This is a genomic window from Pseudomonas viridiflava (assembly GCF_001642795.1).
GTDB classification, from domain to species: Bacteria; Pseudomonadota; Gammaproteobacteria; order Pseudomonadales; family Pseudomonadaceae; genus Aquipseudomonas; species Aquipseudomonas viridiflava.
Genome location: NZ_LKEH01000027.1, coordinates 79,070 through 90,794, shown reverse-complemented (window position 1 = coordinate 90,794; position 11,725 = coordinate 79,070). Strand labels below are relative to the sequence as shown.

Sequence of the window (11,725 nt, the reverse complement as noted above, 5' to 3'; positions counted from 1 at the left end):
CCTGCTTTCCACGCTTGAGGAAGCGTGTCGGAATGATCAGGCACTCAGCCGTGAAATCACATCGTTGAGCCCGGTCGACAGGCCTTTCAAGTCCTGACTGGCGCTCTGTGTACGCTTGACGTTGTCCTGATTGGTCACCGCGATGGCGGTGATTTCTGTCAGGTTGCGCGAAATGTCCTCGGCGACCGACGTCTGTTCTTCCGCCGCCGTTGCGATCTGACGGTTCATGTCGCGGATGTTCTCCACGGCCACGGTGATTCGTTGCAGGGTTTCACCCGCATGGGTGACCTGCTCCATGCTTTCCTCACTGCGCGCCTGGCCGCCCTGAATCGCTTGAACGGCGTCGGTAGCGCCCGTCTGCACTGACGTGATGATCTGATTGATCTCGGCAGTGGATACTGCAGTACGTTGCGCCAGGGTGCGAACCTCATCGGCAACCACTGCAAAACCGCGCCCGGCATCGCCCGCCCGTGCGGCCTCGATTGCCGCGTTCAACGCCAGCAGGTTGGTCTGTTCGGCAATGCCGCGAATCACTTCCAGCACCTTGCCAATGCGCCCGCTGTCCGTTTCCAGACGCTGGATGACGCCGGCAGTGGACGTTATCTCGGAACGCATCCGGGTAATGGTAGCGATGGTCGATTGCATGACCTTTTCGCCTGTCTGTGCGTTTTGATCAGCCTCATCTGCCGCGCGAGCTGCGGCGGCCGCGTGTCGAGCCACTTCCTGAGCCGTCGCCGACATTTCGGTCATGGCGGTGGCGACCTGATCGGTACGTTCGAACTGTTCGTGCGTGCCTTGGGCCATCAGCGCTGCAATGGCGTTCAGCTCACCACCCGCAGCATCAAGATCGCTGGTGCTGCGTTTCAGACGGCTGAACGTATCTGCCAGAAAATCACGCAGGGTGTTGGCGGCAATTGCCAGACGACCCAGTTCATCCTGACGGGTGACCTCGACGCGGTCGGCGAACTTGCCTTCGCTCAACTGAGCCACGTATTCAATGAGCATGCGAATCGGCGCAACGATGTTGCGGTTGACCATCCACAGTGCAAGCAGACCGACCAGCAGAGCCGAGGCCAGCATGACTGAGGTGCCCACCAGAATGGTCCGCGCAGCTTCATCGCTGATGATGATCGACTGGTCGGCACTGAGCTTATGCAGTTGGTCAACCAGAGTGGCCATTTGTTCGCTGGTCGGACGGTCCACGCCTTTGACGGCCAGATCACCCGCCGTGGCGTCACCTCCAGAGGCAATGAACGCATCGCGACCGGTGCGATAGGCCGATCCAAGTGTGCGGTGTTCCTGAGCAAGCTTCTGAACCTGACCCTTGAGCGCGGCATCAATGCCTTTCAACTCGGCAAGCTTGCCCAGCGTGCTCTGAACCCGGCGCTCCTGCTCTTCAAACTGCGCCCAGTATTTGTCACGCTCGGCGGGCGTCTTGCCGCGCAGCAGTACGTTCTTCCACTCCTGGACCTGAACCTTGAACAGCAGATTGGCTTCGTCGATCATTTGCGAAGATTGAACGGGGCCGTCAAGCAGGCTCCGATACGCCTGGATGTTGTTGGAGAGGAAGCTGAAACAGGCCAGGGCGATGAGCAAGACCAGTGCGAGGCTACCGCCCAGCAAGGCAAGAATCTGAAGCTTCAGGGATTTGGACATGGGTTGCGTCTCTGGAAAAAAACGGACCTGCAAAGGCGTGCAGATAGAAGAACAGGCCACCTCCCTGTACAGCCGTTCGAGGGAATCGGCATGTATGGCCCCATGATATGACCATCGGCATATGTCAATTTTTCTTGAGCGACCCGTAACAAAAGAACCCGCAAGCTCAGCACGTCAATAAAGCGCCGTCAGGTGCTCATTCGAATCTGCCCCAGAACAGATTCAATGAACATCGGCTGCTACTCAGCCTGCCCGAATACCTGACTCGGGCGCCTCAATGACGGATCAAACGGGTTGATGCGCGCACTGATCGCCGTGGCTTCGCGCTTGAGCAATTCGACCACTGTTGTCAGCCGGTCCGGGCCCAGACGGTCAGAGATAGTGGCGACACTGAGCGCCGCGACGGCGCGGCCGTTACGGTCCAGAATGGGTACCGCCAGCCCGGCCATTCCTGGCAATGCGCCGGTGTTGCGCGCGGCATAACCCAGACGCCTGACGTTCTCGACTTCAGAGCGCAGGAAGACCTCGTCGTACAGATGAAAATCCTTGAGCCTGGGCAGGTTGTAGGCGATCACCGTTTCGCGCTCGTCTTCGGGCAGAAACGCCAGAATGGCCAGGCTTCCCTGCCCCACGCCCAAGGCAACGCGCCCGCCGATGTCGCCGGTAAACGTGCGAATCGGGTACGGTCCTTCGCTGCGGTCCAGACAGATGGCATCAAAGCCGCTGCGCGCCAGCAGAAACAGCGAGTCACCCAGCGAGGCGGACAACCGAAGCAGGCTGGGCCTGACCAGATCCCGCAGGTTGCCGGTATTGCCTGCCTTCGCGGCCAGCGCGAAGAACTCGATGCTCAGCCGGTAGCGCTTGCTGAGTAGATCCTGCTCGACCATGCCCTCGTCCATCAGGCTGCGCAGCAAACGGTGAGTCGTGGGCTGGGACAGGCCAACGCGCTGCGCCAGTTGCGTCACCCGCTCACCGCCCTCATCACACTCACCCAGGCAACGCAGTACCGCGAACAATCTGGAAACGGCTCCAACACCCACATCCTTGTGTTCATGATTCCGATCAGTGGAATCTTTTATTCCAGTGCTCATATAGATTTTCACTCAGTGAATGAATCTGAAAAAATATGTTGTTCAGTGAAATTCCTGATTGAGCGCATCCTAGCCTTCGTCCTACTCTCAGTCCACAGGGGCGATTTGAACAATCAACCGGTAGCCGACCCAGATCGAGCACCAACGTCCAATGCTGCAAAGGCTCACTTCGCATCTGCCCATGACAAAAGCGTGCTCCGGCGCGCGTGCATATAAGGTGGAAGCAGGCATGGCATTTCTGCAGCTCGAAGGTCTCTCCAAACGCTACGGCTCGATCAATGCCGTGGTTGCCACCGACCTGAACGTGGACAAGGGTGAATTCGTTTCGCTGCTGGGCCCGTCCGGTTGCGGCAAAACCACCACCCTGCAGATGATCGCCGGCTTTGTCGACGTCAGTGACGGACGCATCGTGCTCGACGGACGCGACATCACTCACGCCAAACCCAGCAGCCGTGGCCTGGGCGTGGTGTTTCAGAGTTACGCGCTCTTCCCGCACATGACGGTTGCCAACAACGTGGCGTTCGGCCTGCGCATGCGCAAGGTGCCAGCCGCCGAGATCCAGAGCCGAGTCGGCAAGGTGTTGAAGCTGGTGCGCCTGGATCAGCACGCAGAACGCTATCCAAGAGAGTTATCCGGCGGTCAGCGTCAGCGTGTGGCATTGGCACGTGCGCTGGTGATCGAGCCACCGGTGCTGCTGCTCGATGAACCGCTGTCCAACCTCGACGCCAATCTGCGCGAAGAAATGCAGTTCGAGATTCGCCGGATCCAGAACGAAGTGGGCATCACCACGCTGATGGTGACTCACGATCAGGCAGAAGCGTTGTCGATCAGCGACCGAGTAGTGGTCATGCAGGCCGGACGTATCACTCAGATCGATGAACCCTACACACTCTACGAGCATCCGCGTACGCGCTTCATCTCCGGCTTCGTCGGCAAGGCCAATATGTTGCAGGGTGATCTGGACGACAGCGGCTTGCCGCAGATACGTCAGTTGCCGGGCGAAGGTGCATTGACCCTCAGTCTGCGGCCGGAAAAGATCGATCTGGTCGCGCCTGGCTGTGGTCGTCTGTCGGGACGCATCGTCACCCGCTACTTTCTCGGCAGCCAATGGCTGTACAGCATTCAGACCGGCGTTGGCGAGTTGACCGTGGTGCGCCGCAACGACGGGCAGCCACCGCTCGAGCAAGGCGCAGCGGTCGGTCTGGACTGGTCCTCCGAACTGCTGCGCGTGCTGGATGCCGACGAGGTGCGCGCATGAGCCTGCTGACTCAAATGCGTCAGGGTCGGCGCGGCTATTGGCTGTCCGCCCCGGCGCTGGCCTTGTATATCGGCCTGCTGGTATTGCCGCTGGGCCTGACGCTGCTGTTGTCGTTCAACGTGTTCGACTATCAGGTGGGCGTCAAAAGCGACAGTTACACGCTGGATAACTATGGTGCGGTGCTGACCGACAGCTACTTCTACGAAATCTTTCTGCGCACCTTCTGGATCAGCGCGCTGGTCACTTTGCTCTGCGTGGTGATCGGTGTGCCCGAGGCCTACATACTGAGCCGCATGGGTACGCCCTGGCGTTCGATTTTCCTGATCCTGATTCTCACGCCGCTGCTGATTTCAGTGGTCGTGCGGGCCTTTGGCTGGAGCCTGCTGCTGGGCGCGGACGGTCTGATCAATCAGGGCATCCAGGCCCTGGGCGGACGTCCGGTCAAGCTTCTGTATACCCCGTTCGCAGTGGTCATCGCGCTGGTGCATGTGATGCTGCCGTTCATGATCATTCCGGTCTGGACCTCGCTGCAGAAGCTCGACCCCACCGCAGAACAGGCGGCGCTGTCACTGGGCGCCAGTCAGGCGAAAGTCATGCGACTGATTGTGTTGCCGCAGGTCATGCCCGGTGTGCTTTCGGGATCGCTGATCGTTTTCGGTCTGGCTGCCAGTTCGTTCGCGATTCCCGGTCTGCTCGGCGGACGCCGCCTGAAAATGGTCGCCACGGTGATCTACGACCAATACCTGTCCGAGTTGAACTGGCCTATGGGCGCGACGCTGGCCGTGGCGCTGTTGCTGGTGAACCTGCTGGTGATGCTGTCGTGGAACCGCATGATCGAAGGCCGTTACAAGAAAACCCTGGGGGTATGATCCATGTCCAAGAACGGTCCTCTGGCCCTGTCGTTTCATGCGTTGGTCGTGGTGTTCATGATGGCGCCACTGGTGGTCGTCTGCCTGGTGGCGTTCACGCCTGAAAACACCCTGAGCCTGCCGACCACGGAGTTTTCGCTACGCTGGTTCAAGGCAGTATTCGAACGGGCCGACTTCATTGATTCGTTCTACAACAGCCTGATTCTGGCGTTTGTGTCGGCAACGCTGGCCACGCTGATAGCGGTACCTGCCGCGCTGGCGATCACTCGGCACAGCTTTCCGGGACGCAACTTTTTCAACGCCCTGTTTCTGTCGCCCATCATCATTCCGCATCTGGTGCTGGGTGTGGCAATGCTGCGCCTGTTTGCCTTGATGGGCGTCAACGGCAGCTTCACCTGGCTGATCTTCGCCCACGTGCTGGTCATCACGCCCTACGTGCTGCGCCTGGTACTGGCCGCTGCCATCGGCATTGATCGCAGCGCCGAACACGCCGCCGAATCGCTGGGCGCCAGTCGCTTCACGCTGTTTCGCCAGATCACCCTGCCGATGATTCTGCCCGGCGTTGCAGGTGGCTGGCTGCTGGCGTTCATCAACAGCTTCGACGAGGTGACCTTGTCGATCTTTGTCACTTCGCCCGCGACACAGACCCTGCCGGTGCGCATGTACGTGTACGCCACCGAATCCATCGACCCGATGATGGCTGCCGTTTCGGCGCTGGTCATCGCCCTCACGGCCGCCACCATGATTCTGCTCGACCGGGTCTACGGACTCGACCGCGTGCTGGTCGGCAAACATTGATTCCGGGCCTGGAGCATAGCGATGGCACTGCTTAAACGATTGGCCGAGCAAGACCGCCCGGCGCTGTCCTTCACACTCGACGGGCAACCGGCCAGCGGCCTGCTGGGCGACACGCTGCTGACTGCGCTGCTCACTGCGAGTGATCACTTGCGCGGCAGCGACTTCAGCGCCGAACCGCGCGCAGGTTTCTGCATGATGGGCGCCTGCCAGGATTGCTGGGTACGCCTGGGTGACGGTCAGCGGGTACGCGCCTGCTCGACATTGCTGGAGACTGGCCAGACGGTCATTCGTGAGCCCGGGCGGCGTCTTTCCGGGGAGCCACGCTCGTGAGCACTGAAAAAGTAGTGGTCATCGGTGCCGGCCCTGCAGGTATCCGGGCGGCGCAAACGTTACAGACTCATGGCATCAAGCCTTGCCTGATCGACGAGGGGCTGCGCGGGGGCGGACAGATCTACCGTCGTCAGCCCGAAAATTTCAAGCGTTCGCCAAAAGCGCTCTACGGCTTTGAAGCACACAAGGCTGTCGCCGTGCACCAGACGCTGGACGCGCTGACGAACAGCATCGACTATCGCCCGCAAACGCTGGTCTGGAGCGCCGAACAGGGTCGACTCGACGTTCTTCAGAACGGGCTTTGCGGCCATGTCGACTACTCCCATCTGATCGTGGCCACTGGCGCGACCGATCGGGTCCTGCCTGTACCTGGCTGGACCCTGCCGGGCGTTTACAGCTTGGGCGCAGCGCAGATTGCCCTGAAATATCAGGGCTGCGCCATTGGTGAGCGGGTGGTGTTCTGCGGCAGCGGACCGTTGCTGTATCTGGTCGCCTATCAGTACGCCAAGGCCGGTGCCAAGGTGCTGGCGGTGCTCGACAGTGCACCGTTCTCCGCGCAATGCCGTGCGCTTCCCGCGCTGCTTGGTCAGCCCGCAACCCTCGCCAAAGGGCTATATTACCGCGCCTGGCTGACGGCGCACGGCATTGCAGTGCATCAAGGGGCGCACCTGAAGCGTGTCGAGGGACAGCAACGGATCAGCAGTGTGAGCTGGGAGCGCAACGGGCAGACCAGACGCCTGGAGTGCGACGCTGTCGCCTTCGCTCATGCCTTGCGCAGCGAGACGCAACTTGCCGACCTGTTGGGCTGCGCGTTCGACTGGAGCCCGCTGAACCGCGCCTGGCTACCGGTTCGCGACGATGCCGGGCGCAGCAGCGTGGAGCAGGTTTATCTGGCAGGCGACGGGGCCGGGATCATGGGCGCCGACGCAGCCGAAATGGCCGGAGAACTGGCCGCGCTGAGCCTGCTGCAGGATTGTGGTCGCGACGTGGACGAGCATCGCATCGACCGGCTGAAAGCACAGCTCAAGCGCATCACACGTTTTCGTCACGGATTGGAAACTGCTTTCCCGTTCCCGGATGACTGGGCGGCCAACATTCCCGATGAAACGCTGATCTGCCGCTGCGAGGAAGTGAGCGCAGGCGATATACGTCGCACGGTGCAGGAAGGCCACTGGGAGATGAACCGCGTCAAAGCCATGTGCCGGGTCGGCATGGGACGCTGTCAGGGCCGCATGTGTGGCCTGGCGGCGGCAGAGCTGGTCGCGTGTGAGAGCGGTCGCACGGTGCAAGAGGTGGGTCGTCTGCGCGGGCAATCGCCGATCAAGCCGATTCCGTTTGGTGTGGAGACACAGGCATGAGCACGCTGATCGAAACCGATGCGTTGATCATAGGCGGCGGCATTGTCGGCGCTTCAGCGGCGCTGACACTGGCCCTGAAAGGCAAGCGCGTTGCCCTGCTCGAACGGGACTTTTGCGGCTCGCACTCCAGCGGCGTGAACTACGGCGGCGTTCGCCGTCAGGGTCGTCCGCTGTCACAACTCCCGCTGTCGCAGCGCGCCCATCAGATCTGGGGCAATCTGCGTGATCTGATCGGCATCGATGGCGAATATCAGCGCTCCGGGCACCTCAAGCTGGCCCGCTCCGACCAGGACATGGACGCGCTACGCGCCTATGCCCAGGCCAGTCAGGGTTTCGGGCTGGACTTGCAGTTGCTGGATCGCGCCGAGCTTCGGGCGCGTTTTCCCTGGGCCGGTGATGTCGCGGTCGGCGCGTCGTTGTGCGCCGATGACGGACACGCCAACCCGCGTCTGGTCTCGCCCGCCTTTGCCCGCGCCGCGCGTCTGGCCGGTGCTCAGGTCTTCGAGCAGGCGCAGGTTACGCAGGTCAATCACGACGGGCAGGCGTTCATCGTCGAAACCGCCAACGGCCTGAAACTGCGCGCACCCTGGCTGCTCAATTGCGCGGGGGCCTGGGCCGGTCAGCTTGCCGCACAATTCAACGAGCCGGTCCCCATGTATTCAGGACACCCGGCCATGCTGGTCACCGAACCGCTGCCCATGTTCATGGATGTCAGCACCGGCGTCGAAGGTGGCGTTATCTATGCACGTCAGGTAGCGCGAGGCAATTGCGTGCTGGGTGGCGGTCAGGGTTTTGCACTGGATCCCGCGCGTGCGCGGCCGGGTCAGGCTGCTGTGCTGGATATCCTGCGCAACGCCGTCGAACTGTATCCCCCGCTCAAGGGTGCTCAGGCCATTCGTACCTGGAGTGGTACCGAGGGCTATCTGCCAGATCGTGAGCCGGTGCTGGGTCCAAGCCTTGCCCAACCGGGCCTGTTGCATGGCTTCGGCTTTGCCGGCGCAGGTTTCCAGATCGGGCCTGCAGCGGGCGAAGCACTGGCTGAATGGGTCTGCGCCGGTCACTCGTCGATATCACTGGATGCCTTCTCGATCGGCCGGTTCCGGGCCGAACAGTCTCTATCCGTTGCCGATTCAACGCTCATCGTCTCACCCCGCTCTGCTCCCGAACCCGTTTCGAACGTCATCCCATTGCACAGAGGAAGGTCGCCTTTATGAACATCGCCAAACGTGTCGCCCTCACTGGTCTGTCTTGCCTGCCCCTGGCGGCCTTGCTCACGTCCATGCCCGCCAGCGCCGAAACCACGCTCTATCTGGGCATGAATGGCGGGACGATGGAGCGTCTTTACGCCGATCAAGTACTGCCCGCCTTCGAGAAAGCCAACAACGTGAAAGTGGTGATCGTGCCGGGCACCTCGGCGGATATTCTGGCCAAGGTTCAGGCCAGCAAGGACAACCCCCAGATGCACGTCATCTTTCTTGACGACGGCATCATGTACCGCGCTATTTCCATGGGCCTGTGCGACACCCTGCAGCCCAGCGCGGCGCTCAGCGATTTGCCGGCCAAGGCGAAGATCAAGGAACAGGCCGCAGCGGTCAGCCTCGGCGTGACTGGCCTGGCGTACAACACGCGCATGTTCAAGGAGCAAGGCTGGGCGGCGCCGACCTCGTGGATGGACCTGGCGGACAAGCGTTTCAAGGACAAGGTGGTGTTTCAGTCGCTGGCGTCCTCGACCTTCGGCCTGCATGGTTTCCTGATGTTCAACCGCATTCAGGGCGGCAGTGAGAAGGATGTAGAGCCGGGCTTCAAGGCATGGCCGAAAACCGTGGGGCCGAACGTGCTGGAGTACATCGCCAGCTCGGCGAAGATTTCCGAGATGGTGCAGACCGACGAAGCCGCGCTGTTCCCGCTGACCCCGACTCAGGTGACCGCCTTGAAAATCAAGGGCGTTCCGGTGGAGTACGCAGCGCCGAAGGAAGGCGGTGTGGTATTGAACGTGGCGGAATGCGCCATCGCTAACAACACCCAGCCGGAACTGGCTCAGAAACTCGCGGCTTATCTGCTGACTCCCGAAGCGCAGGCTCCGGCGCTGGAGTTCGGTGATCAAATCCCGTCCAACCCGAAAACCCCGACCACCGACAAGACCCGCACTCAGGTCGAGGCGATGAACAAGTACCTTGAGACAGCCGTGACCATCGACTGGGATCAGGTGAACCAGATTCGTCCGGAGTGGAATGCGCGCTGGAGTCGTAGTATCGAGCGGTAGTAATGACTGACGCAGAATGATGAGTCTGCCTCATCACTGATCGTGCCCATGCTCCGCGTGGGCATGCCGNTGACGCTCCGCGTCACAAATGGCACAGATTGCGGATTCAGTGAGCCGAGCGCATGACGTGGATAACGCTGGAGCTTGACCACGCATCTGCGCCACATTCGATACGGACGCGGAGCGTCCTGAGCGGCATTCCCACGCGGAGCGTAGGAACGATCAGCGTGATCTCAAGCACGCCGATCATGCCCATGCTTGCGCTCAGCGTTATACCCANTGACTGAACGGACGCCATCGCCGGCAAGCCGCCTCCCACGGGGTATGCATTCAGTCAGTCACTTTCGTTTTTGGCCCCCGTTTTGCGCGTCTTCCAGACTTATGTATAACGACGAGCGCAGAGGCGTAGGAGCGATCATTTCCCCCGTAAGAACACGGCAATGATCAGCAAAAAGCACGCTCATCCATCCGTGAACAAATTATTTCAACTTATTTCCCCTGAGTGCAGTCCCAAGGTTACGCCCTCTTTTCAAGGCGCTTTCACGGCGAACCTTCTATTATGAGTTTCATTGTCTGCATGAGCGTGCTCGGCGCGCTGTTGATGCTGTTGGCATTAACGTCTTCCTATTTGCGCTGGATGCCGGTCACCACCTCGGCGGTGTGCCTGGCGTTTGGCTTCGGCATTGGCCCCATGGGGCTTGGCGTTCTGGATCTGGACTTCAAGGAGTCCTACGAATGGCTGGAACGCCTCACCGAAGCCGCGGTGCTGTTTTCGTTGTTCAGCACCGGCATCAAATTGCGCCTGCCTTTACGCGGCAAGGCCTGGCATTCGGCTTATTGGCTGGCGGGGCCGGTGATGCTGGCCTCCATTGCCGGCGTGTCCATCGCCGCTCATTATCTGTTCGGCCTGACGTGGGGGATCGCGTTGCTGCTGGGCGCGGTGCTGTCGCCGACCGACCCGGTGCTGGCCGGGATGGTGCAGGTCAATAATGCTCAGGACCAGGACCGCCTGCGCTTCGGGCTGTCCGGCGAGGCGGGGCTGAATGATGGCACGGCGTTCCCCTTTGTGATCTTTGCGCTGCTATACCTGAGCTCTGGCGAGAGCACGGCAGACTGGGTGCAACTGTGGTTCTTCAAGCACCTGATATGGGCCGTCCCTGCCGGCTTGCTGATCGGATATGGCATGGGTCGCGGCGTCGGGCATTTGATGATTTTTCTGCGCATCAGAAATTCGGACAGCACCTCCTCGCCCAACGACTATCTGGCGCTAGCCCTTATCGCGCTGTCCTACGTGGTCGCGCAAAGCGTGAACGCTTTCGGTTTTCTCTCGGTGTTCGCGGCCGGGGTTGGCTTGCGTCAGGCAGAAGCGCGCATCACTCGCTCGGAGGTGCCTTCCGAACACGTCGCGCAACCCGTGCTCGGGCACATGACCGGTTCGATCGAGAAAGGCACGGTGGCTGAAGCCGAGGAACTGAGCGACTCACAACTGGCTGCTGGCGTCATGATGGGCGACATGCTGGCATTCGGCAGTCTCGTCGAGCGGGCCATGGAAGTGCTGCTGATCACACTGCTGGGCGCAGCGCTAGCCATTTACTGGGACTGGCGCGCAATCGGTCTGGGGCTGGCGCTGTTTTGCATCATCCGGCCTGTGAGTGTCTGGCTGCTGATCAGCAAACGCCTGCTCAATAAACGACAGAAAGCGCTGGTGGGCTGGTTCGGGATCCGCGGCATCGGCAGCCTGTATTACCTGTGTTTTGCCCTGTCCCATGGCCTTGCTGAAGATGTAGGCCATCTGGTGATCGGCATGACGCTGTCAGTCGTGGCGCTGAGCATTCTGGTACACGGCATCAGTATCCAGCCACTGCTGGAGCGCTACGAGCGCAGTTCCAAGGCCAGTATTGCCCCGGAATAAAGGACACGGGGGATGCCATAGATCAAGTCGATCAGGCCATTGGAACAAGCGATTGGACTGCGGCATTTCGACTCGGTAGCGTTGCTGGCATGAAGCCAGTTCAATAGCAGTGCAATAATCGGGACCTGTGGCTACTATGGGTCTGTACGGCACGCTCGAAAAATCAAACTCCTTCCATGCAGTGGCGTCC

At 60.7% G+C, this 11,725-nt stretch carries 10 protein-coding genes; 8 read left to right on the top strand and 2 right to left on the bottom strand.

What is annotated here, in order from left to right:
• Nucleotides 1–36: 36 nt before the first annotated feature.
• Together AO065_RS15680 and AO065_RS15675 are read right to left on the bottom strand one after the other, a co-directional pair.
• Nucleotides 37–1,656: a methyl-accepting chemotaxis protein gene (locus AO065_RS15680; RefSeq protein WP_004886629.1), complete on the bottom strand. Its 1,620-nt coding sequence runs from the start codon at nucleotides 1,654–1,656 to the stop codon at nucleotides 37–39.
• A gap of 239 nt (nucleotides 1,657–1,895) precedes the next feature.
• A complete protein-coding gene (locus AO065_RS15675; RefSeq protein WP_032652160.1) occupies nucleotides 1,896–2,735 on the bottom strand; it encodes an IclR family transcriptional regulator in 840 nt (279 codons plus the stop codon).
• Nucleotides 2,736–2,976: 241 nt separating this feature from the next.
• On the opposite strand from AO065_RS15675, the gene AO065_RS15670 reads away from it, so the two are divergent.
• From AO065_RS15670 to AO065_RS15630, 8 genes are all read left to right on the top strand, one after another.
• Nucleotides 2,977–4,005, top strand: coding sequence for an ABC transporter ATP-binding protein (locus AO065_RS15670; RefSeq protein ID WP_004886631.1), 1,029 nt, complete (start codon nucleotides 2,977–2,979; stop codon nucleotides 4,003–4,005).
• Nucleotides 4,002–4,874 carry an ABC transporter permease gene (locus AO065_RS15665; protein WP_004886633.1) on the top strand — a complete coding sequence of 291 codons (873 nt, stop codon included), beginning with the start codon at nucleotides 4,002–4,004 and terminating at the stop codon, nucleotides 4,872–4,874. Before AO065_RS15670 ends, AO065_RS15665 begins: the two co-directional genes overlap by 4 nt.
• Before the next feature lie 3 nt (nucleotides 4,875–4,877).
• The gene (locus AO065_RS15660) at nucleotides 4,878–5,672 is read left to right on the top strand and encodes an ABC transporter permease (protein WP_004886635.1); all 795 of its coding nucleotides are present in this window, start codon (nucleotides 4,878–4,880) and stop codon (nucleotides 5,670–5,672) included.
• Between the two features lie 21 nt (nucleotides 5,673–5,693).
• Nucleotides 5,694–6,002 carry a (2Fe-2S)-binding protein gene (locus AO065_RS15655; RefSeq protein ID WP_004886637.1) on the top strand — a complete coding sequence of 103 codons (309 nt, stop codon included), beginning with the start codon at nucleotides 5,694–5,696 and terminating at the stop codon, nucleotides 6,000–6,002.
• Nucleotides 5,999–7,360: an FAD-dependent oxidoreductase gene (locus tag AO065_RS15650; RefSeq protein WP_004886639.1), complete on the top strand. Its 1,362-nt coding sequence runs from the start codon at nucleotides 5,999–6,001 to the stop codon at nucleotides 7,358–7,360. Before AO065_RS15655 ends, AO065_RS15650 begins: the two co-directional genes overlap by 4 nt.
• Nucleotides 7,357–8,574, top strand: a complete 1,218-nt coding sequence (locus AO065_RS15645; RefSeq protein ID WP_004886641.1) for an NAD(P)/FAD-dependent oxidoreductase — start codon at nucleotides 7,357–7,359, stop codon at nucleotides 8,572–8,574. Before AO065_RS15650 ends, AO065_RS15645 begins: the two co-directional genes overlap by 4 nt.
• Nucleotides 8,571–9,623 carry an ABC transporter substrate-binding protein gene (locus AO065_RS15640; RefSeq protein WP_004886643.1) on the top strand — a complete coding sequence of 351 codons (1,053 nt, stop codon included), beginning with the start codon at nucleotides 8,571–8,573 and terminating at the stop codon, nucleotides 9,621–9,623. The genes AO065_RS15645 and AO065_RS15640 overlap by 4 nt, the downstream gene beginning before the upstream one ends.
• Before the next feature lie 559 nt (nucleotides 9,624–10,182).
• The gene (locus AO065_RS15630) at nucleotides 10,183–11,535 is read left to right on the top strand and encodes a cation:proton antiporter (RefSeq protein ID WP_004885313.1); all 1,353 of its coding nucleotides are present in this window, start codon (nucleotides 10,183–10,185) and stop codon (nucleotides 11,533–11,535) included.
• Nucleotides 11,536–11,725: the final 190 nt, after the last annotated feature.

Coding starts and splice junctions, on each gene's coding strand:
- AO065_RS15680 (WP_004886629.1), bottom strand. CDS start 1,656: ATGTCCAAATCCCTGAAGCTTCAGATTCTTGCCTTGCTGGGCGGTAGC.
- AO065_RS15670 (WP_004886631.1), top strand. CDS start 2,977: ATGGCATTTCTGCAGCTCGAAGGTCTCTCCAAACGCTACGGCTCGATC.
- AO065_RS15665 (WP_004886633.1), top strand. CDS start 4,002: ATGAGCCTGCTGACTCAAATGCGTCAGGGTCGGCGCGGCTATTGGCTG.
- AO065_RS15660 (WP_004886635.1), top strand. CDS start 4,878: ATGTCCAAGAACGGTCCTCTGGCCCTGTCGTTTCATGCGTTGGTCGTG.
- AO065_RS15655 (WP_004886637.1), top strand. CDS start 5,694: ATGGCACTGCTTAAACGATTGGCCGAGCAAGACCGCCCGGCGCTGTCC.
- AO065_RS15645 (WP_004886641.1), top strand. CDS start 7,357: ATGAGCACGCTGATCGAAACCGATGCGTTGATCATAGGCGGCGGCATT.
- AO065_RS15640 (WP_004886643.1), top strand. CDS start 8,571: ATGAACATCGCCAAACGTGTCGCCCTCACTGGTCTGTCTTGCCTGCCC.
- AO065_RS15630 (WP_004885313.1), top strand. CDS start 10,183: ATGAGTTTCATTGTCTGCATGAGCGTGCTCGGCGCGCTGTTGATGCTG.